The organism is Anaerobiospirillum thomasii, from assembly GCF_900445255.1.
GTDB lineage: Bacteria > Pseudomonadota > Gammaproteobacteria > Enterobacterales > Succinivibrionaceae > Anaerobiospirillum_A > Anaerobiospirillum_A thomasii.
The window spans coordinates 93714-116425 of the sequence record NZ_UAPU01000005.1 but is presented as its reverse complement, the minus strand read 5'-3'; the positions used below and the strand labels follow the sequence as shown (position 1 = coordinate 116425).

General features: G+C 39.9%; 17 protein-coding genes and 2 pseudogenes. 14 read left to right on the top strand and 5 right to left on the bottom strand.

Annotated elements, in window-relative coordinates:
- Window positions 1-35: 35 nt before the first annotated feature.
- Both rpmF and DRZ93_RS00910 read right to left on the bottom strand, forming a co-directional pair.
- Window positions 36-218, bottom strand: coding sequence for a 50S ribosomal protein L32 (rpmF, locus tag DRZ93_RS00915; protein ID WP_113744284.1), 183 nt, complete (start codon window positions 216-218; stop codon window positions 36-38).
- 269 nt (window positions 219-487) lie between these two features.
- The gene (locus DRZ93_RS00910) at window positions 488-1027 is read right to left on the bottom strand and encodes a YceD family protein (RefSeq protein WP_113744283.1); all 540 of its coding nucleotides are present in this window, start codon (window positions 1025-1027) and stop codon (window positions 488-490) included.
- A 261-nt stretch (window positions 1028-1288) separates the two neighbouring features.
- On the opposite strand from DRZ93_RS00910, the gene DRZ93_RS00900 reads away from it, so the two are divergent.
- From DRZ93_RS00900 to DRZ93_RS00885, 4 genes and pseudogenes are all read left to right on the top strand, one after another.
- On the top strand, window positions 1289-2035 hold the full coding sequence (locus tag DRZ93_RS00900; protein WP_113744282.1) for a hypothetical protein: 747 nt from the start codon (window positions 1289-1291) through the stop codon (window positions 2033-2035).
- 346 nt (window positions 2036-2381) lie between these two features.
- The gene (locus DRZ93_RS00895) at window positions 2382-2681 is read left to right on the top strand and encodes a hypothetical protein (RefSeq protein WP_113745535.1); all 300 of its coding nucleotides are present in this window, start codon (window positions 2382-2384) and stop codon (window positions 2679-2681) included.
- Window positions 2682-2696: 15 nt separating this feature from the next.
- Window positions 2697-3128 (top strand): annotated as a pseudogene (locus DRZ93_RS00890) (S8 family serine peptidase); the annotation flags it as partial.
- Between the two features lie 11 nt (window positions 3129-3139).
- Window positions 3140-3526: an autotransporter outer membrane beta-barrel domain-containing protein gene (locus DRZ93_RS00885; protein ID WP_113745533.1), complete on the top strand. Its 387-nt coding sequence runs from the start codon at window positions 3140-3142 to the stop codon at window positions 3524-3526.
- 106 nt (window positions 3527-3632) lie between these two features.
- Here the strand turns inward: DRZ93_RS00885 and DRZ93_RS00880 are convergent, their stop codons facing one another.
- Window positions 3633-4973 (bottom strand): ferric reductase-like transmembrane domain-containing protein, encoded by a 1341-nt coding sequence (locus DRZ93_RS00880; protein WP_113745532.1) that lies wholly within the window; start codon window positions 4971-4973, stop codon window positions 3633-3635.
- 582 nt (window positions 4974-5555) lie between these two features.
- Here DRZ93_RS00880 and DRZ93_RS00875 point away from each other — a divergent pair.
- The 7 genes and pseudogenes from DRZ93_RS00875 to DRZ93_RS00855 all read left to right on the top strand — a co-directional run bounded on the left by DRZ93_RS00875 (window position 5556) and on the right by DRZ93_RS00855 (window position 14356).
- Window positions 5556-7295, top strand: coding sequence for an IS1634 family transposase (locus tag DRZ93_RS00875; RefSeq protein WP_113745531.1), 1740 nt, complete (start codon window positions 5556-5558; stop codon window positions 7293-7295).
- A gap of 36 nt (window positions 7296-7331) precedes the next feature.
- Window positions 7332-8069, top strand: a pseudogene (locus DRZ93_RS13730) (4-hydroxyphenylacetate 3-hydroxylase N-terminal domain-containing protein).
- A gap of 3 nt (window positions 8070-8072) precedes the next feature.
- A complete protein-coding gene (locus DRZ93_RS13630) occupies window positions 8073-8588 on the top strand; it encodes a 4-hydroxyphenylacetate 3-hydroxylase C-terminal domain-containing protein (RefSeq protein WP_218564229.1) in 516 nt (171 codons plus the stop codon).
- A complete protein-coding gene (locus DRZ93_RS13625) occupies window positions 8557-8751 on the top strand; it encodes a hypothetical protein (protein ID WP_218564228.1) in 195 nt (64 codons plus the stop codon). The genes DRZ93_RS13630 and DRZ93_RS13625 overlap by 32 nt, the downstream gene beginning before the upstream one ends.
- A gap of 24 nt (window positions 8752-8775) precedes the next feature.
- Complete coding sequence (hpaC, locus tag DRZ93_RS00865) at window positions 8776-9276, top strand: 4-hydroxyphenylacetate 3-monooxygenase, reductase component (RefSeq protein WP_113745530.1); 501 nt, start codon at window positions 8776-8778, stop codon at window positions 9274-9276.
- 591 nt (window positions 9277-9867) lie between these two features.
- Window positions 9868-11376: an ISAs1 family transposase gene (locus DRZ93_RS00860; RefSeq protein ID WP_113745529.1), complete on the top strand. Its 1509-nt coding sequence runs from the start codon at window positions 9868-9870 to the stop codon at window positions 11374-11376.
- A gap of 1282 nt (window positions 11377-12658) precedes the next feature.
- Window positions 12659-14356 (top strand): methyl-accepting chemotaxis protein, encoded by a 1698-nt coding sequence (locus DRZ93_RS00855; protein ID WP_113745528.1) that lies wholly within the window; start codon window positions 12659-12661, stop codon window positions 14354-14356.
- Window positions 14357-14726: 370 nt separating this feature from the next.
- On the opposite strand, the gene DRZ93_RS00850 is transcribed toward DRZ93_RS00855, so the two are convergent.
- Together DRZ93_RS00850 and rluC are read right to left on the bottom strand one after the other, a co-directional pair.
- Window positions 14727-15428: an HAD family hydrolase gene (locus tag DRZ93_RS00850; protein WP_113744277.1), complete on the bottom strand. Its 702-nt coding sequence runs from the start codon at window positions 15426-15428 to the stop codon at window positions 14727-14729.
- A 9-nt stretch (window positions 15429-15437) separates the two neighbouring features.
- On the bottom strand, window positions 15438-16409 hold the full coding sequence (gene rluC, locus DRZ93_RS00845; RefSeq protein WP_172457979.1) for a 23S rRNA pseudouridine(955/2504/2580) synthase RluC: 972 nt from the start codon (window positions 16407-16409) through the stop codon (window positions 15438-15440).
- Window positions 16410-16939: 530 nt separating this feature from the next.
- Between rluC and rne the strand changes: the two genes are divergently transcribed.
- From rne to DRZ93_RS00830, 3 genes are all read left to right on the top strand, one after another.
- Window positions 16940-19567, top strand: coding sequence for a ribonuclease E (gene rne / locus DRZ93_RS00840; protein WP_113745527.1), 2628 nt, complete (start codon window positions 16940-16942; stop codon window positions 19565-19567).
- 549 nt (window positions 19568-20116) lie between these two features.
- Complete coding sequence (locus tag DRZ93_RS00835; RefSeq protein ID WP_113745526.1) at window positions 20117-21982, top strand: putative nucleotidyltransferase substrate binding domain-containing protein; 1866 nt, start codon at window positions 20117-20119, stop codon at window positions 21980-21982.
- Window positions 21982-22683 carry a 3'-5' exonuclease gene (locus DRZ93_RS00830; RefSeq protein ID WP_113745525.1) on the top strand — a complete coding sequence of 234 codons (702 nt, stop codon included), beginning with the start codon at window positions 21982-21984 and terminating at the stop codon, window positions 22681-22683. The genes DRZ93_RS00835 and DRZ93_RS00830 overlap by 1 nt, the downstream gene beginning before the upstream one ends.
- Window positions 22684-22712: the final 29 nt, after the last annotated feature.

The window sequence follows — 22712 nt, the reverse complement described above, 5'->3', positions numbered from 1 at the left end:
TGCCCCGTTCCCTGTTCTAAAAATCAGTTTATAGATTATTCAGCGTCTTTAACGTCGATAACCTTAACGCCACGGTAGTAACCATTCTCGGTTACGTGATGACGGATATGAACCTCACCTGAGGTTGGATCAACTGAAAGCTGACGTGCTGTTAAAGCATCGTGGGTACGACGCTTGTCACGACGTGAACGGGACTGATGGTTCTGTGGAACGGCCATTTGTGTCTCCTAAAATTTTCATCAATTTGCGGAGAGTAATCTGCTCCCGCGACTGTAAAACTCAAATCAACCACATTAAAATGTGGGAACGACTGCAGCATCTTATAGAGCTGCAATGCATTTATAAATTAGATAAAAAACACTGTTGTGTTTTCTAAGCGCATAATTCTACATAATTTAATGCACTTTGTCACTATTTTTACAAAAAGTTTTTTGCGTATACTGTCATAGCGCTAAAACCAAGAGCAAATTTGTGCCAAAAACAGCGCTTAATTCTTTAAGGTTCCTTTAAGTGAGGCCAGGGCCGCAAAAGGATTATCCTCTTTTACCTCTTCTTTGCCATAGCTCCAGGAGCTGCCTGTAAGTTTGCACTTATCATCATCCTCATCATGCATGGCAGATATAGGCATAGCAAGGAGCAGACAGTCCTCAAGATACTCAAGAAGATTAAGACGACCTTCATCATCAAGCTCAATAAAGTCAAGCTTGTCCTCAATACGCAGTGAGCTTGCAAGCTCAAAGTCCGAGGTTGATTTAAAATGAGTCCTAAGCACTGTGTCAAATGGCTCAAAGCAGCGCTGACAGATTAAAGATACATTAGTTGAGATGTCACCCTCAAGCGTATGCAGTCCCTGCATGTCCCTGTAAAAGGCAATATCAAGATTTATAGTGCCGACACGTGCGCATACCTCCTGCAGACGGGGCATAAAGGCACTGTCAAAGTTTACACTAAAACTTATCTTTTGCTCTGTCATATGCAGAAAATCTACTACCTTGTCCAAAGGTCCTTTAATTTTGTTATCTGACATCTTATATATATCCTGTAGCCTTTAAAAATTCATCAACTGTTATTTGAGGCAGAATATAGCATATTTACACTGCAAATACAGATCTCAATGCATCTTTTACAAAGAGTGCCATGTAAGAGCAAGGAGCTGCAGGCACTAAAGAAAGTAATTTTTAATTTTTTTGTTACACTCTTATAACTTTTTAACTTAAAAAACATATATTTTTGTACAAAATGCATTCATAATTCTATAATTGAAGAAAAATGTTTGTGGAGATTTGCCATGTTAAAACAGCTAACAGCACTGCTATCATGTGCCTTTTTATGTACACAGGCTCATGCCTACACCCTACAGACCGTATTTAAAACCGATCACTTTGCGGTCAATCAGGTGGTTTTAGATGAATTTGAAGAGCTGGACGGCGAGCTTGAATATCTTATTATCCGTGATGTTCAGACCAAACACCGCATTGAGAAAAAATACCAGAGCACAACTGTAGTCTTCCCTTTTGGCTCTGATGGACTAACAGGCAAAATCAATACCCCTGTCAACGGCATTCTGACTGTTGCCAACTATGGCTCAGGCGAGGATAAAATTGTCTTTAACAAAAAGAAAAGCACCTCATCCTATGCAGGTCTTTATGTAAGCTATGATTTTTTGGTGCAGATGGTTGACAATAGAGCGCTCAACAGTCTTATACCTGAAATTTTAAAAATGCCTCTTGTGATTACCGATATTCCTGTCTCACTCTTTAGCGTAGACTTTAGGAACAATAAAATGATTACCTCAAAGAGCAAGGCTGTAATACTTGATATCAATATTATGGATTCTGTCTACTACAAAGCCAAGGAAATGGCCAAGCTTAAAGACAAGTGCAAGGTTACAGTTCTATCCTTTACCGACAGAGCCCTGCCAGACGTACCTTTATATATAGCCTCCCATGGTGCTCTTAACAATATGACCTGCCCTGGCGATAAGAGCGTTAAGGAGCAGAGCTCTACAGACTTTAATGTCTCAGAAGCTAAATGATTTACTTGTTGTCTCTTGTGTCTCAAAGCCCTGTCAGCACAGGGCTTTTTTATACCCATAACATAAGTGAAACCCTTCACCTGCCACTTAAGATTCAATATAATGTAAGCATAATACTTAATAAAATAAAAAAATATTACTCTACTAAAATATTTACTGCCTTAAGGTAAAATAAAACTCTACAACAACTTAAAAAGCGGTCAGAGTACTGTAAAACCCATGATAAATCAGGAATTAAAAGTATAAATTTTATTATATTGTATGAATTTTTAAAATATATATAATTTAAGCAAGATAGATGCAAAATTTTGGAGCCGGAGTTTTATATGATTAAAAAAGTGCTTTAATGCTTGGCTTTTTTCTTATATATCCCGATGCCTATGCTGCCTTACACTTTGCACAAAACTACGGCCTGACTCAGGCTCAGTTTGATACAAGAGTTAAATCCTATGAAAATGTTGAATATAAGGGTATGGGCAGCTCTGTTTTATCTATAGTCAATGCCTCTGCAGCCTATGCTCTTAGTTTTACCGGACATGGTATAACCATGGGTATTGCCGATCTGCCTGTAAACTATGCCCACAGTGCCTTTAATAAAAACAACTCCTTTGACATCATGGTTAATGCCCCTGCTACTACTGACTAAGAGGAGAGGGAGCATGGCTCACATGTAGGTGGCATCATGGTGGCCAATAAAGATGGACGCGGCATGCATGGCGTGGCCTTTGACAGCAATATAATCAGTGTCAATTTTGAAAATGATGATGATTTTTTAAAAGGCTATGAATATTACAATCAAAGAGAAGATATTAAAGTTATAAACAACAGTCATGGACTGTCAGTACTGTTTGATACGCAGGGCGCTGATTTCAACTCCTTTGATGATCTTAAAGAGATCTATGAAAGTGATGACACCCTAGCTATAGGCTATAAGGATGCCATGGCTAATTACAATAAACTTTTAATCAATGCCAATGGCAATGAAGGCACTTTGGATCCTGTAGTAAATGCCTTAGGTGGCACTGTATTTGAAGAGCTAAAACACAACCTTATAGGTGTCAGTGCCATAAATTCATACTTTCTGACCATCTAAGATCTTATGCCATGCTAAGTGTCATGGGCTATCGCAATCAGAGCTTTACAGAAAGCGGTGCCGGCATTGTGTCACATATAGTTGATGCACAGACTGACTTTAGAACCAATGCAGATATAGGACTTGAGCTTACATATGATTTTAGCTTTGCATCAGTAATGGCCTCAGCTGGCTATCAAAGAGCATTGTGCGGAGCTTATGATGGTATGACTGTTAGCTTTATGGACGGCTCATCTATGCATATTTGCGGTCATAACGAGGATAAAGACTTTATAAGAGTGCAGCTGTCTGCTCAAAAAGCCATAAACAGTAACTTTACTCTTATAGCAGGAGGCAGTGCACAGTTATCCTCCGAGAATAATTACGGTCTTAATCTTGCTCTTAACTATGCCTTTTAGAGCACTAATTAATTCAAATATCAAATAGCATTGAGGCTTTGTTTTAATAAAAATCCAGCCTCAATTTATTTTAAAACAATGCGCCTATTAAGCTGTAAAGTACATACTAGAGCAGTTTTCTAAAGTTGATATACTCATGATGCAGCACATAGCCTTTATTGCAGGCGCGGCGGCTGGCTCTTTTTATAGTGGCAATCATGGAGCTGCTGCCAGAGGCATACACCATGTCAGCACCAGATAAAGCCTTAACAAAAAATGCATCATCAGGTCTGCCGTCATATTTTGTATAAAGGACTTTAACCTTGATGTTTATAGCCTTTAGAGCCTCAAGCTCATTGTTTACAAAACCTAAGGCCGGATCATCCTGATCACGGGCAATAAAGACAAAGCTTATATCACCTTTTAATATGGAGCTGCGTATAATCTCACGCATAAATGGCACAAAGGTTATGACACCTACGCCATTGGCAATATAGACAGCCTTGTGTCCCTCATCTGGCAGTCTGGCCTTAAAGGCGCCAAATGGACCTTTTAGTGTAAACTCATCAATCTTATCAATATTGTTTTTAAGATATGAGGTAAAGGAGCCATGCTCTCTTATGGCAAATTCAAGCGCATCCTCTTTATCATCATAGACACCGGTAAATGGATGATAGTTAAAACCCTGGGTCTTTAACAGATAAAAGTGTGAATCATCCTTGCTTATATTGCCAAGTCTCGAGGCATCAAGCTTTAAAAAAATCATATTGCCTGTAACTGAGCTTTTAAGCTTTTTAACTTTATAAGAGCCAAGGCTATTGTGATAGTGCATGATAATAACCACAGCAGAGATGGAGCCTGCTACAGTTAAAATTACAAAGGCAAAACCTAGAGGACTTATAATATTGTCAGATGTGATAAGAGGCAGAATGTGCAGAGCACATAAAAGATACAAATAGGCAAAGATATGATGCAATGAGAGCCATCTTTTATAGGAGATCCTGTTTATAAAGGTGGCAAGCAAAATTACAAGGCCAGCAATGGCAAGATACTCACCTATATTCTCAGCTGTCTTTCTGCCCACTATCTCAAAAATACCAGGTATTCTATTAACAGGTGCATCATTACTGGCATCTAAAAGATCGCGCAAAAAAGGCAGTACAGGTTTTACAATATCATGGCAGTAGACATGAGCGCACAGAATAACAGCAGCGCCAATACCCAGGTATTTGTGCAGTCTGTAGATACTATCAAGAGGCAGTACACTGTCTAAAAGCCTGTTTTTTAGGGCCAGAATTATGACTATGGAGGCCAGGCAAAAAGCGCTGGCACCACTTACAAAATCCAGATCGGAGATAAAATTTTTATTGCTGACCTCACTAAAAGGACTTACTGACATAAAGGAGAGTATGCTAAGCAGCACAAAAATAATGGCTGCCTGCAGTGGAACCTTGTGCAAAATCTTCATATATGTATTTTCCTTATTTTTAATAGTGCCTACACTCTAAGCCTTATAAATTAGAAAAGACATAGTATAAAAATGCGTATAAAAAATGATATTGTAAACAACACCCTATTCTGTTTGAAGGTTTCTACAAGATCTTTTTGCGACTCTTCAAGAGTGTTGAGTTTATCATGTTGAATATTGCGAAGAAGATCTGACGATCTTGTGTTAGAAGATCCGTGGAGTGGTGTTTTTTTATATGGTCTTATGAGTAATTTTTAGCTCGAAAAAAGATAAAAAGCGTCTTTTCAACTCCAAAGATCTTTTTGAATCATTCCGCGATGGTCGTTAAATCTTTGCCTATGGCAAGAGAGTAGATGATATTACTACCCACCCTGCCTTTAGAAACTCAGCTGCCTTAATCCTAAATTTTTCATGCAATATATAGTAGTTTGCCCAGCCATTTATATTTACTGATCATTTTTTAAATAATTTACTGTTAGCAATGATTTTTTTAGTAAAACTCATTGCTTTTTTATTGTTTTTCTGTATACTATATATTACCAGTTTAAGTTATTTGTATAGTAGTGATTTTAGGGGCTTTTCATGATTTATTACGAAATAACATATGCTGTTCCTCAAAGCAGGTGCTATACACAGTCTGAAATACGTGGTGGCAGGCCTATTAAATATCTGTATATGTACACTTCCTTTTTTAGAAATGAAAAAGGACAGTCCCGCAATAAGTCTGTTATCGTTGGTCGAGTCAGTGAGACTGATCCAACACTGTTTCACCCTAATGACAAATATTTTGCTATTACCGGTGCGGCCATCCCTCAGGTGGTATTAGATAAAAAGGAAGAGCGTAAAGCTAAAAAGCAAAAAAGAGGTTCAAAGATTACATCTATATCTCATGGTGTACCTGTGGTTAATGGTGATGTTGTTAAAGGCAGCTCTCTGATATTAAAAAAGATTTTTGAAAATACAGGTTTGAGCGACTGTATAAAAAATATCTTTGATAAAAAAGAGTCTGACTATTTAACTGCAACAGCATGTCTTATAGCCTCTGGTGATTCAACTATGAGTAATATTGATGACTTTTCAAAGACATTTGTCTTTGATGAGCCTGAGATTGGCTCTGTTAGTGATTCAACAATATCAAGGCTGTTTTCTCTTTGTGAACAGGAAGATATAGATTCATTTTTCGAATTATGGCTGAAAAAACATAAGGATTTGAATGAGGCAATATGTTACGACGTAACTTCATTTTCCTCATATGCACAAGAGATACAGCATGCTGAGTTTGGTTATAACAGAGATAAAGAGGATTTGCCACAGGTTAATCTTGGCATGTTCTCAAGTATAAAAAGTAAAAAGCCACTGTATTATTCAATGTACAATGGCTCTCTGAATGATTCTACGCAACTACCATACGTAATCAATGATGCCAAGCGTCTTGGTATCAGCACGCGCAATGTCTGCACCTTTGACAGAGGTTTCTTTAGCCAGAAAGGTATTACTTTTCTTGACAATGCTGGGCTAAAACTCATTGTTGGTGTTTCTCTTAGCAGGTATAAGCAAGCCCTTGAGGTTATTGAGGCTCTGTCTAACTCTCAGGCATATAGGTTGCCAAAATATGAATTGTCTGAATATCCAGGAATTTACGGCCATCACATAGAGCATACAATAGAAGATGTAAAAGGGGTCCTGCATATTTACCATGATATGAATAAGTGTTATGACGATAATAAAATACTCAGTCAAGAAGTTGCCGCTGAGATTGAAAAAATCAAGGAAGTTAATGATGATGGTATGCCAATAACACAAAGAAAAGCTAAGTCTCTGTGCAAGTTTCACAATTGCATAAAAGATGACAGTAACCCTTGTGGATACGTATTTAAAGAGGATGAAGATAAAATAATAAAAGCTCAGAAGCTGCTTGGCTTTTTTGCACTGTTTACTACTAACTCTGATCTTAGTGGCGCTGATGTACTGTCTGCCTACAGGCACAAAGATGTGCAGGAAAAGATCTTTGATACTGCCAAGAACACTTTAGACTGCGATAGATTAAAAATTCATAACTCTAATACTGCAAGAGGTAAAATGTTTGTGATTTTTATGGCTCTAGTTGTACACAGCTTTATACAGGAAGTTATAAATAAGTTAAAGGTCGAAGAGCCAAAACGCTTTATTAAAATGACCTATGAGAAACTACTAAGAGAGCTTGATGATATAAGTATTAAACGCTCGAAATCGGATATTTTTCTGACCAAGGCTCTGACAAAAACCCAAAAAATCATCCTAGGTGCATTAGGTGTTGATCTGTCGGCTATAGAGCTGGTTTAAACCATGCGTTCTCTAAGATCTTGTATACTATAGGGCATGCAGAATTTAGGCTTAATAGGCCGCATTTATGACGCTCTTCATGATCCTCAGTACAAAGATGTACTGTGCTGGGAAACTGATGCAGGCAGCATCGGTTATACCCACAAGTTCTTCAGATATGCAAGAAGCAAGGATGAAGTAAGACAGCAGCGTGATGCTATTGCCAAGTGGTCACGTTTAAGCTATGGCTAGATGGGCCGTACCCCAGATTATAAGGCAGCCTTTGGTAACGTTTTAGGTGCCTACCCAGAGTTCTATGGCCCATATGAGCAAAATGCCAGAAACTGGTATAAGAGAATTCAGGAAAGCGTACTGTACTTCAACCACGCTATTGTAAATCCGCCTATTGACAGACATAAGCCTGTAAATGAGGTATAGGACGTATACATCAAGCTCGTAAAGGAAACTGATGCAGGTATTATTGTATCAGGTGGGGAGGTAGTAGCTACAAACTCAGCTTTAACCCACTACAACTTCATAGGCTTTGGTTCAGCTTACGTTATGGGCACCGTTCCAGACTTTGCCTTAATGTTCGTAGCTCCAATGGATGCTCCTGGTGTCAAACTTATCTCACGTGCCTCATATGAATTTGTTGCAGGTGTAACAGGATCACCATTTGACTACCCATTGTCATCACGCTTTGATGAAAATGATGCCATTTTAGTTCTTGATAATGTATTAATACCATGGGAGAACGTACTTATCTACCGTGACTTTGACCGCGCCCGTTCCTGAACCATGGTCGGTGGCTTTGCCCGTCTGTTCCCATTCCAGGCCTGTACCCGCTTTGCAGTCAAACTTGACTTCCTTGCCGGCCTGCTGCAAAAGTCATTAGAGTGCACCGGTGTCTCAGAGTTTAGCGACGTACAGGCTGATTTAGGTGAAGTTGTAACCAGGAGACATATGTTCTGGGCTCTGAGCGATGCTATGTGGGCTGAAGCTAAAGAGTGGAACGGCGGCGCCTGGATGCCTGACACCAAGTCAATTATGACCTATAGTGTATTAGCTCCAATGGCCTACACCAAGATTAAGAATATTGTAGAGCGTAACCTCACTTCAGATCTTGTCTATCTGCCATCATCAATCCGCGATATGAACAATCCTGAGATTGAAAAATACCTGGCCAAATATGTACGTGGCTCTAACGGTATGGATTATGAGGAGCGTATCAAGATTCTCAGACTGATGTGGGATGCCATCGGCTCAGAGTTTGGCGGTCGTCATGAGCTCTATGAGATCAATTACACAGGATAAGATCCGTATGCAGTGTCTAAGACAGGCCAAGCAGTCAGGTGTCATGCAGCAGATGACCGATCTGATTGACAGATGTATGGCAGATTATGATAGAAACTGCTGGAAGAACCCTATCTATCATAACAATGAGGATCTGGTAAAAATTGATGACCTACTCAAATAATCAATAAAAAGACAGGATAAGTTTATGAGCAATGATGTAGAAGAGCAGCACTTAAAGTTCAAAGATTCAATGGCAAATCTGGCCGCTGCTGTCAGTGTCGTTACCACAAACGGATCTGGCGGTAAGTGCGGCATTACAGTGACAGCTGTAATGTCAATCACAGACACTCCACCTACAGTTTTAGTATGTGTTTACAAAAGAAGCCAGATGAACAAAGTCTTTGAGCAAAACGGCACTATGTGTGTAAATGTGCTCTCTGCAGGTCAGGATGACATTACTGCCCACTTTGCAGGTATGAAAGGCTCAACTATGCAAGAGCGTCTTGCAGATCCTTCATGGATTGAAGGCAAGCTTTTTCAGCCTGTAAATAAAAATGCCATATCCTCACTTGAGGGCGTAATTGCCAAACAGGATGAGCTTGGCACCCACAATCTTTACTTTGTGGAGCTTAAGCATATACAGGTCAATGAGCGTGATGCCCTGCTCTACTTTAATCGCAAATTTAAAACTCTAAATCGTGATTAGTATGCAAAAGGTCGCCTCTGGCGGCCTTTTATTTTGGTTCTTTTACTGTACTTGTCAATTAGTAGTTAAAACCATAATAATTAAAGTTTAAAGGCCCTGCAGAAGATAGTGGTATTACTGATAAAATATAAATAAAATCAACTCTTAGTGCATCAATCTGGGCTCTTTCCACCTATAAAACTAATAACAATCTAAAAAGATAAAAATACAAAGTACACTAAAATGGCAGTAAATTGAATATTAAAACGCCGTTTCATCTTATGAATACTGTCATACAATATTTAACACAACTAGCCTAGTATAAAATTAAAACACAGCCTTTGTATGCTTTTATGTTACTAAAAACTTCATTATGGCGAAATTACGGGAATGTGTCACATCACATTTTATAATAAGGCCATAGTTAAAATTTAATCAGGTCTACCCTGATTATGTAGCTCTTTAAAAATCTATCTAACCACTATTGGTTTTTTGCTATAAATCTCATTTTAAATATTTTTGTGAGCTAAGGATCAAACTTCAATAAAATAGCTTGTGCTATTTTCGTGATTCTGATCAAATAATGAAAGTTTAACTTTCGTTTTGGTTTTTATGACTGTATTTCAGGTTTCACAGGGATTACAAGATGTTGTAGCGAGATCGCGTTCCAGATCTGCTATACCTAAGGCATCATTGTCCTTTGAAGAAAAATACAGAAATAGGCGTATTAATCAGACTCTTAATAAATTCTCTAAAAATCAATTTGATATTGATTATGAAATAGAGAAGCTTGAAGATGACATTGAGATTGAATTTTTGTCCTTGCAAAAAATGCTTAAGAGACTTAAATCATCAAAGCTCGATCAAATTCTTAATTTTCAGCAAAAAATCAGAAGGCTCTTTATAGATACACGAAGTGAAAACTCTCTGGTCTATACCTTGGACGTTGTGTTGTGTGTCATACTGTTTGCAAAATTGCAGGGGCGAACCGATGCAAATGAGATTGCTGAATTTTATAATCAAAATTATCTTCAGCTACACGCACTAATCGATGGTATGCCTGATCCTGAACATTCTTTGTCTCCTGCCAGTGTAAACAGAGTTTTACGTATGGTTGATCAGGAGCAAATGAGTAAGTTTTTTACTGAGTTCTTTGGTGTAATACCTCGCGCTGTAACAAAAGCCATGAATACGCCAGAAGAGGCTAAAAACAGTGAAAGAATTGTACTTCCAATAAAAAATACTCTAGCCTTTGATGGACAGGAGCTGATAAGCACGTTTGTTAAAGGAGAGCAGAGTCGCAGGAAAAAGAAGATTGCTGTTACTCTATATAACTGCACTGAAAAGCTGGCCTTAGACTACTATCTGACGAACAAGAAAAATAACGAAGGCCTTGCCTTTATTCAGATGTTCTCGACCACTGAAATAAAAGATGCGGTAATTATGGCTGATGCTCTTAACAGCACGCCATATATTGCAAAGCTTATAACTCAGAAAGGTTGCGATTATCTTCTGCCAATCAAAAAGAATATCAGGAAAAAGCTAAATGCGGCGTTATCTGAGATATTTTCCTCATCGCTGGCTAAGGATGCTTTAACTGTAAGTAGGCAAGAAACAGGGCACTCTCGCAAAGAAAAGATTGAGATATCCATATTGGACGGCTCTCTTCTTAGCGATGAGGTCAGAGGCTTATACGCTAATATCAACACTATCGTGATGTATACCAAGGCGACATCAAAAATCATTAATGGTAAAGAGGTTAGCAGCACATCTAACACCCGATACTATATAAGCTCTCTGCAGTATGGTGAAGAATCAACACTACATCAGATTGCGCGGAGTATTGATGAGTACTGGGCAATTGAGACTTACCATCATGGACACCTTGACTGTGGCTCTTTAGCCCAGGACGACCTACAGTCATGCAACGATAATTTAATTGCCAACCATGTGGGCATAAATAAAATAGTGCACAACATCCACTCCTTTATAAGGAATAGCGCTAATACCGATAACTCAGGACGCCCACCTACCTTTAAGAGTATTGCTGAAAAATTCAGAAGCAGACCTCTTGATTATACTCTGCATCGTCTGATTGAGTTCTTTGGACACTCTGAATAAGTCCATACACAACATCAACCACTGCTGCTCAGTGGTAAAGCCATATCCCTAAATATATCCCAATCACCAATAAAGTCGGCTTTTGGACATCTATTGGACAAAAAATAGTGGTTTGATAAATTTTTAAAGAACTACATATGAGGTAGACTCATATTTTTAATAATCGGCTGAAATTAAATGTGATGTGACACATTCTTATAATTTCGCCATAAAACTTCATTAAAAAATTGTCTGACATTTTTTAACTTATGTATTTTTTTAAACATGTAGCCACCAATATAGGCAAGATAGCATATTTTTTGTAATTAAATCAATTATTTAAAGGTATTTTTATGTTCTTGAGGAGTGATTGTGGAGCATTTTTTACAGTATAAAAGATAACATATCTTAAATCATTTAAAATAGGTTACTTAAATGATATAGCAGCATAAAATTATTAAAAATGAAGTAAATTATTATTAGCATATATACTAAACTATTCCTTAAAATTACTGTTAATTATAATAAATCAATGTCAATATTTGTATCGAGCATACTAGAATCAAAACTAATTTAATTATCATATTACAAAAAATTAGTAAATTATAAAAATTAATAACATTATAATCTATTATTTAATTCCAAGCACCACTGTAAGATTCTTTTATATAATACTCATACAATAGATTTTTAGATTAGTAGTATATGTTTTTATAAAGTAGACTTTTATATGAAGCATCCCTTGACCACCGTCGTTGATGAATATTTTATCAACACAACTTTTGAAAGTAACATATTGTTTTTAAAAATGTTTTTCCACACTACTCTACCACACCCCTTCAAGTATAAACTTAATATATGGTTACTAACTATACTAATATTAACATTTTCTGTGATTTTTAAGCCATCATTGCCAGCTTATGTAAATAAATTATTGACCAAAATATCTTATCATTGTTAATCATTAAAAATGTGATTTAGTTAGAAAAATTCGTTGAGATTGCCAAAAAAATATTCTATAATTGTAGTCATTGATTTGAAAAAATGCAGGTTACTTAAAGAATCAGCACTAAAACAAAAAAAATATTATTCATTTTTTTAGATTTTTGCAATTTATAACAGTAATAACATTTGATTTTGATATTAATTTTATGGTTGTGGATCTCTTTAAAATCTATTTTACCTCGATTGATATCATTTCATCTGTCAATTTACTGCACTGTAGACTGCTGGTGCTGTGATTTTGAGTAATCTACCTAACTCTATTTGACTGCAATAATTTAAAATCATCTGAGGTTCAACAATGTCCTTCATTAAAAACCTATCCATCAAAGCCAAGCTGCTTGGTGGTTTCACCCTGGTTACCATACTGGCGTTGATCGTGGCTGCTGTTGCCATCTATGCTATTCAGGTTTCTGTCCAAGTAGAAAAGCAATTAAAACATACTATCAATGTTGATATGCACCGTACCTTTTTATTAAATGACAGATATGACAAGGTCAGAGACTGGGTCACCGATATCTTAGTAGTCGATGCAACCAGCAAACAGTATATTGAAACTGGCCGTATCGTTGTAGGTGAAATGGTCAAGGCTTTAGAGTGGGCCGAGTCAACACCAAAAACAAATATCTTCACCGATAAGGTTGTAGAGACAAGAAACTCAATGAGAGAAGTAGCCAATCTGATTTCAGAAGGCTACCTCCCATATCTTGAGCGCGGTATGGAAGATGAGGCCATGAAGCTTTTAAGCACACGAATTGCAGCCTCCATGTCTATAGCCACCAAGAACTTCCAGGAGATTACCTTAAACTATAACCGCATTTTATCGGATGAGGCCAGCAAACTGAATCTGACAACTTCTTTATATATAGTTATCTCCCTGACTGTTTTAGGTGTAATCATTGCACAGTCAATTGCCTATATCATCTCAAAATACATAGTGAATCACACCCACACCATCAAGGATACAGCTCTTGAGATCAGAAATGGTAACTTCGCCATTGAGCTTGATGCCAAGAAATTCCCTCACGATGAAATCGGTGATATTTATGAGTCTAACCGCGATATAATAGATACTCTGTCAAATACCCTGGCTAAGGTTGTTGTAACTTCAAATATTCTGGCTACAGAGTCAAAGGATCTCAACGCTGCCTCAAAGCAGATCAGAGATGGCGCCCACGATGCAGAAAATCAGTCAATTACTGTAGCAGCTGCTGCCAATCAGATGGTTTCAACCACTTCTGATATTGCCAAGAACTGCTATATTGCCTCTCAGACCTCTGAGGTTGCCCGTAATGAGACCAATATCGGTGTAGATAAGGTACGTTCAACTGTAGCTTCAATTAAAGAACAGAGTGTATTTACCCGTGAAGATGCTGAAAAGGTTATGCGTCTTGCCGAGCAGAGCCAGAAGATTGGTTCTATCGTTGGCACCATTGATGAGATTGCAGCTCAGACCAACCTCCTGGCCTTAAACGCCGCCATTGAGGCTGCCCGTGCCGGTGAGGCAGGCAGAGGCTTTGCTGTGGTTGCCGATGAAGTGCGTGCCCTGGCCTCGCGCACTTCAAAATCAACTCAGGAAATTACCGCCATGGTGCGCTCTATTCAGGAGGACTCCAAGACTGCAACTGATTCTATGAATGAGTCTGTAGTACAGATGGAGAAGGTTGCTGAAAAGGCAGGCGAGCTTGAGTCAACCCTCAACACCATTATGAACAGCGTTAATGAGGTTAATGCCCAGATTACTCAGATTGCCACTGCAGCTGAGGAGCAGACCACAGCTACATCTGAGATTTCATCCAACATGCAGAGCATTAGCAATATTGCTCAGACCTCTCATGAGGTTGCCAATCAGGCAGTGGCCATTTCAGATGACGCTCTGTCATTAATTGATAACATTACCAAGGATCTTGAGTTCTTCAAAATTCAAAGAAGCACCTTAGATAAAGTTAACTCTGAGTTTAATCACAAGATTCTCACAATTGATTTGAAAAAGGCTTAACACTAACAGCTCTAGATAGAAAGATGTGGCTAAACACCACATCTTTTTTTATATCCTAATTTTAATCTACCCGCCCCTTTCTCTTTTGTCACCTTAAATGCTGTAACTGTCAACTCTCTTTTTTTATCTAAGTTTTGTTGTCTTAAATTACTATCTAAAATTTCCTATTACAAAAGAGTTTAAAAGAAGCATAGCCTTTGTGTTTAAATCTGTTTTGTATAAATAACAGAACTACACACTGCCTATATTGTAGTTATAGCTTTAGGGCAAAAGATAAAGGAGATAAAAGAAAATGGTAATGCCAGATATGGGCAAAAAGATAAAAATCAGAGTTTTAAGATGGCAAAGAAAACTCTTTACCATCTTTACTTTAGAGTATATCTTTTAAATCAACAAGAGATGGCACAATAATATCAGGATTGAGACTTTTTATGGCATCACCTGACCATACACCAGTCTGCACGGCAGCACTCATAGCCTTAGCATTTTGAAAAAGCTCAATATCCATGTCAGTATCACCAACTCCCAGCATGGTCTCTGGCTCAATACCAAGGCGTCTTGCTACAGTCAAAGCCATCTGCGGATGAGGTTTTGACGGTACCTCATCTCCTGCACAGAACACATGTACATATTTACCAAGCACAGTAGTTTCAATGGCGCGCTTAATACCTATAGTTGATCTGCCAGAGGCTACAGCTATGGCATAGTTTTTTGTGGCCAGATAATCTAAAAGTTCAGATACACCGTCAAAGAGCACCTGCTCATTATAAGTATCATTATCTATAAAGCTCTGTCTGTACCAGGAGGTAACCTCAGCGCCCATATGCTTTTTATCCTCTGGCAGCAAAAAGGTCAGACCCTCTTCAAGTTTCTTGCCTATAATACTTTTTATATCAGTAATATCAGGCTCTGGCAGCTTTAAAAGGGCAAAGGCATGTCTGGTGCACTTTACTATCTGATCAATACTGTCAACTACAGTACCGTCAAGATCAAGCACTACAGCCTTGACTTTGCTTTTATCAAAATCTTCAGATATATAATGCAGATCGCGTCTGCCTGCGACAAAATCCATGACTAATCCTTATTTTTTAATGCGCAAAGCCTCAACTGCCTTTTCAAGCTCTAATGGCAGCGGTGCTTCAATCTTTTTAATCTCACCGCTTTGCGGATCAACAAAGGTTATTCTAAAGGCATGTAAAAACATGCGTTTTAAACCAATGGAGGACAAACGGGCATTAAACTCCCTGTCTCCATATTTACTGTCATTGCCCACAGGATGACGGGCATAGGCACAGTGCACACGGATCTGATGGGTACGTCCTGTATGAGGCATGGCAGCTAAAAGCGTGGCATTGTCAAGCTTCTCTACAATATCAAAACCTGTGGCTGACGGAGCACCATGTTTAAAGTTGACCTCAACCATTCTCTCGCCTGATTTTAATTCATTGCGCCTCAACGGAGCCTCAATGAGCTTTACTCTTCTGTCCCACTGACCTGGCACCAAGGTCAGATATCTTTTTTTAACCACCCTTTGTCTGAACTGCTCATGTAAAGAGCGCAGAGCACTGCGTCTTTTGGCAATAATAAGACAGCCTGAGGTATCTCTGTCAAGGCGATGGGCCAGCTCTAAAAACTCACAGTCAGGACGCAGGGCACGTACCGCCTCTATAAGACCAAATTCAATGCCGCTGCCGCCGTGGGCTGCAAGGCCTGCTGGCTTGTCCACCACCAAAAGCACATCATTTTCATAGATGATATGATTTTCAAGATCCTTTACCAGATGCAGATTGGATGAAGGTATGGTCACAGGACCTGCTGAAACCTTTACAGGAGGGATGCGAATCTCATCGTTTAACTTAAGTTTATAAGATGGAGTGACACGCTTTTTATTGACACGCACCTCGCCGCGGCGCAGTATTCTGTATATCATGCTGCGTGGCACACCCTTTAGGTGTTTGGCAAGATAATTGTCAAGTCTCTGTTCAACATCATCAATAAGTGCTGTTTTATAACTTACCTTTAAACTTATCTGCTCTTTTGCATCTACACTCACAACTTATAGCCTCTTTATCAAAACTGTGCTGATTTTACCACAAAGCGCACATTTTTTACCCTTAAAGCTTTACACAATTCAAATGATCTGCCTTATTTACTGCACCCTTTAAAGGGACAGGACATTAAAGCCTACCACTGTGCCCCATCTTAGTCAGAAAATTTATTTATCTTACGTATTTTTTTGATATGTGACCCTTTTTTACTTGTATATAAAAGGATTTATATAGATAATAGCAAATATAAAAATCACGGTGATCAAAAAGAACATGATCCCTGTTTTTTAAATAGCATTGACGCTCTGCACAGGTACTGCCTTGCGTCTGTCTGATAGCATCTATTGCAAAAAGGTAGGACAGATAAAGAGCCTTGATGCGGTGTAATTTAAAATCCCCTCCTTTAAGAAGGTAAGGCGAGACTTTATCTTACGTTTATTTAAACCAGTGTAGTTTTAGAAAAAACCTTATATTTCAATATATAAGGTTGTAATTTTATTGTTTAAAACTACTTTTACCTATAGGATCTTTTCACGTGAAAAGAATGCTTATCAATGCGACCCAACAAGAAGAGGTTCGCGTAGCTTTAGTTGACGGTCAGAAATTATATGACCTTGATATTGAATCCCCGCAGCATGCCAATAAAAAAGCCAATATCTACAAAGGCACCATTACCAGAATAGAGCCTTCTCTTGAGGCCGCCTTTGTTGACTATGGTGTTGAGCGTCACGGCTTCCTGCCTATAAAGGAAATTGCCAGAGAGTATTTCCCTGAGGGCACCAACTTTTCAGATCATGCCTCCCTCAAGCACGCTCTGCGTGAGGGTCAGGAGATCATTGTTCAGATTGAAAAGGAAGAACGTGGCCAGAAAGGTGCTGCCCTTACCACCTACATTTCTCTTGCCGGCAGCTATCTGGTACTTATGCCAAACAACCCAAGAGCCGGCGGTATTTCCCGCCGTATTGAAGGTGAGGAGCGTACCGAGCTTAAGCAGGCTCTTGAGGGCATTTCCATTCCTCAGGGCATGGGTGTTATTGTGCGCACAGCCGGTGTGGGCAAGAGCACTGAAGAGCTCGACTGGGATTTATCCATTTTAACCAAGCTCTGGCAGATGATAAATACAGCAGCAGCCTCACGCCCTGCTCCATTTCTCATTCATCAGGAGTCAAATATTGCCCTGCGTGCCATACGTGACTACCTGCGTCCTGATATTGGTGAAATCATTGTTGATGACACCGAGGTCTTTGCCCAGATAAAAAGTCAGATAGAGCTTGTACGTCCTGAATTTGCAAACCGCGTCCATCTGTATACAGGCGATATTCCTCTGTTCTCCAAATATCAGATTGAAAGTCAGATTGAATCTGCCTACAGACGTGAAGTACGTCTGCCATCAGGCGGCGCCATTGTGATTGACCCTACCGAGGCTTTAACCTCAATTGACGTCAACTCAGCTAAGGCCACCCGCGGCGGCGATATTGAGGAGACTGCACTGCAGACCAATATAGAGGCTGCAGAAGAGATTGCAAGACAGTTAAGATTAAGAGACGTAGGTGGTCTTATCGTCATTGACTTTATCGACATGACCCCTATTAAAAATCAGCGCGAGATTGAAAAGAGAATGCGTGATGCTGTGCGTCAGGACCGTGCCCGTATTCAGTTCTCACGTATCTCACGCTTTGGTCTTTTAGAGCTCTCCCGTCAGAGACTGCGTCCATCTCTTGAGGAGTCAAGCTCCCATGTCTGCCCTATGTGTCAGGGTCAGGGTACTGTACGCGATACTCCATCCCTTGCTCTGTCCATACTGCGCATTATCGAGGAAGAGGCCCACAAGGATCACAAGGACAATTACCGTGACATGATTGCCACAGTACCTTTGAATGTGGCTTCATTTATCCTCAATGACAAGCGTAATTCACTCTCAGAAATTGAAAAGCGTCATGATATAAAGATCACCATTATTCCTGATCAGCATATGATGCCTACAGATTATGAGATTGCTCTGTCTGTTCGCGACAACTCAGGCAGCGACAAGTCAACACAGATTTTAACCGAGCGCAATCTGCAGGCCCGCGAAATGTTAAAGCGCGAGCTTATGGAGCACAACTTAGTTAAAAGTGCCAAGATGGATGAGAATGATACACCTGCCGTTGATTCACAGGTTATCTCATCTATTGCCAGCACTCCAAAACCTGCTGCTGTGCCACGTCCTGCCAGAAAGGATGAGAGCAAGAAGAGCGGCGGTCTGTTTGGCTGGTTCAAGTCCCTCTTTAGCTCAGATGAGAGCAAGGATAAGGCAGCAGGCGAGCGCTCAGAGATCGGCAGAAAAGGCAATTCACGTTCACGCACTGCCCAGAATCGCAGAAATCCGCGTCAGAACAGAAATCCACGTGCAGCACAGAGCACACAGAGCTCTGAGAGCAGCGCACCTGTACGCAACCGCAAGGAGCGCAAAGCAGCTCCAAGAAAGCCTGTGCGTACTGAAGAGAGCGTTGTAATCAATCAGGAGAGTGTAGTAGCTTCACCTGAGAGCACTGCAGTGCAGCCACCAGTCAAAGAGCGCAGAGAGCGCAAAGGCCGTGTGCGCAATGTCAATACTCCAACCGTGGTGACAATCAAGAATGAAGAGGCTCAGGCTTTGGCTCCTGTCAATCCATATGCTCAGCAGAGTGAAAGCACTGCAGTGCAGGAGAGTCCAAGACGTCAGAGAGTAAGAAAGCCACGCTCTGAGATTGTGCCTATTGCTGTAGCTCAGGCCCGTGCCGCTCAAAGAGCAAGAGAGCTTGACCCTATGTCAGCCTTTGAGCCTCCTGCAGTGCAAAAAGGCATACGCCCTGTCAAGGTTACCTATGTAGACTGTGCCATAGGCCAAGGTCCTGATGAGCAGGTACCATTTGCCAACAGCACAGCTGCAAGAGACTTTGCTGCAGGCTTTGAGTTTGAGTCATCAGGTCGCTCTGGTGGCTTCAGTGGTGCTAAGGTATATGCATCCTTGGATGAGATCTCAACTCCACAAAGCTATGAGCTTGACTTTAGAGCCAGCACTGCTGCAAGAGAGTCAGAGTATGGCTTTGAGTTTGAAAAATCAGGCCGCAGCGGTGGTTTAAGCTCAGCCCGTGAAAATATAAGTGAAGCTATAAGTGACACTTCAAAATACGATTCATAAAAGCCCATAAGGAGGCTGTCTTGACGACTTGCCTCCTAATAAGAAAACATGATTAAATCCTGTAAAATCAATGTTTTGATAGGCAAGGGACACGATATTAAGTCCAAAAATTAAAGACTGGCAGGATAAAGGGTGCTGATGTCAAATATCAGCACCCTTTTTCTGTCCCAAACGCCATAGAATTTTCTATGGCGGCTTTTACTTTCTATCACGCACTCATAACACTGTATTGAAAGAGGCGGTAAATAAGATCTCTATATCAAAACGCCCAGAGTTGAGCACTCTAAGATCTAGCGTTGGCACCAGAACATCATTCTCTTTGCACCAGACAAACAGCCAGTCTTGGAGAATATGACATTCCAGTTGGCCTGCCCAATCTTCAAGATATGCTTTATATCTCGTTTGTAGTCTATTTTGAAACTAACCGCTTTATTAAAATCTAAATTGTGTTGTCTTAACTTATTTTATATTGTCTAAAAATATGTGATATACAACGCTATTTGACTTATACTTATTACATAAACTCCCGTCACTGAATAAGAAGGACATATGGATCAGTCACTACTGCCAAACATCTATGATTTTATAAGTCATACCCATCCTTTTTCACTGCTCTCAACCATTGAAAAGGATGCCATGGCTACCTCCATTAAAATTGTCTATTATGCCAAGGATGACATCATACGCGATGAAAGCCTGTGCTCTACAGGACTTTTTATGATACGCACTGGTGCTTTGGAGCAGATAAACAATGATGGATCCCTGCGCTGCCGTCTGGGTGTAGGCGACTCCTTTGGCTTTACACAGTTAAAAAAGAGCGGCAAAAGCGACTATAGCGTCCACTTTCTTGAAAACACCCTTTTATATCTTGTATCAAAGCAGATGCTTGATTTTCTTATCAGCAAGAATGAGAAGATTGCACAGTATTTTGACTCACATGAATGGGTACGCCTGTCATCGACGCACAATGACTCTGAAATGAGTGACAATGGTATCAACAAAGGCTTTATGCAAAAGATCCGTGCCTTTGTGCAAAAAGATATTGCCATTATGCGCGATACTGACAGCATACAGGATACAGCCCTTGAGATTGGCCGTAAAAACAGCGAACTGGCCTTTATTATGCGCAAAGATGATGAGCTATGCGGTGTGGTCACCAAATCCGATCTGGCCTTGCGCGTAGTGGCTCAAGGCACAGATATAAAGCAGCCTATATCATCTATTATGACACTGCACCCTGTGTGTATTGATATAAATAAAAGCCTCTTTGCCGCCCTTGATCTGATGATAAGCTATAACCTAAAGAGTCTTGGTGTAACCGATGGCGGCCGTCTTGTAGGCTCAATAGGTGCCCCGCAGCTGCTTTTAAACTCTCAGCTGCAGTCCATCTTCCTTTTAAAGAATATAAACAAAGCGCAGAATCTTGAAACACTCAAAGCCCTCTCAGTTCAAAAAGAAGAGATTTTTATAACTCTTGTAAGCTCAGGTCTTGAGCCTACGGCTATTGAGCGTGTCATGACCCGTATTGCCGATGCCTTCTATATACGTATAGCAAAACTTACAGAGCAGAAATTAGGTCAGAGCCCATGCCCTTTTGCCATTATGGTTGCAGGCTCACAGGCCCGCAATGAAATCCATCTGCTCTCAGATCAGGACAATGCCATCATTGTGCAGGATAAGCTTAATGACAATGACATGGCCTATTTTCACAATTTTGCCAATATACTGTGTAAGAGTCTTGATGAGTGTGGCTATAAACTCTGCTCTGGCAACTATATGGCCGCCAACAAAGATTTCTGCGTACCTTACTCAACCTTTGAGCAATACTACTATTCATGGATCTGTGAAGCTACAGAAAAGAAGCTTTTAAACTCCATTGTCTTTATGGATATAAGATATGTCTATGGCGATGAGTTTTTAATCTCCAAGCTTAAAAACTATGTAAGTACAACCATAGCTCAAAACTCCCGTTTCCTCTCCCTAATGGCGCTGTGTTCACTGTCAGTCTCCCCGCCACTGGGTCTTTTCAGACAGTTTGTGCTGACAAAAGATGGTGATAACCGCGAGGTGCTTGATATCAAGAAAAATGCTGTGGCTCTGGTTGTGGAGCTTGGGCGCATCTATGCGCTAAAGGCAGGCTCAAAGCATACTGACACCATAAGCCGACTTAATGATGCCTGTGAGGCCGGCATTTTATCAAAAGAGGATTTACGTGAGCTGTGTGAGGCCTACAGCTTTATCAACAAGGTGCGTTTTTCACATCAGATCCTAGCTTTAAACAAAGGTGAAAAGCTTTCAAATACCATAGATCCAAAGAGTTTAAGTCAGTTTGAGCGCAATCATTTAAAAGATGCCTTTAGAATTATTGCCAAGCAGCAGGAGGCTGCCTCCTTTAGATTCAAAGGAGGCTTTTAATGGCTCTTTTTATAAAAAGTCCTCTTGAGAAGCTCTATGCTAAAAGTTACAAGCTAAAGGCTTTAGGCTCTTTGCCACCGGCCCTTGAAGCTTTGTATACAGATACTGTATTTGATGATAAGAGCTATCTTTTTGAGCATGAGATTATAAGTCTTGATTTTGAGACCACAGGTCTTGATTTTAATGAAGATATTGTCCTGTCTATGGGTTATGTCATCATTAAAAACGGTGCTATAGATTTTAATACCAGCTGTCATAAATATTTAAATGTGCAGAATGTTATAAAATCTGGCAGTGCCATTATCAATCAGATTACACCAGAGCAGCTTATATCAGGTGAGGATACACAACAGGCCTTTGATGAGCTTTTATCCCTCATGCGCAATAAAATAGTACTGTGCCATGCCGCCACCATTGAAAAAAACTTTATTCTGCATCATTACGGACTTGATGCTGACAGCACTGTGCCTTTAGTGTTTTTAGATACACTAAAGCTTGAGCGCTCGCTTGTCTCATTCTCTGGCAATGTATCAGATCTTTCCCTGTCTGCCATAAGAAAGAAAAGGCATCTACCCTCATATGTGGCGCACAATGCACTAGCTGACAGCGTAGCTACAGCCGAGCTCTTTTTATGTCAGGTACGTGATATTTTTGGTAAAGAGACACCAACCTTAGGGCCTTTGTATAAAAGAAGCATATAGACACAGATGATTTAAAGATCAAAAATGAG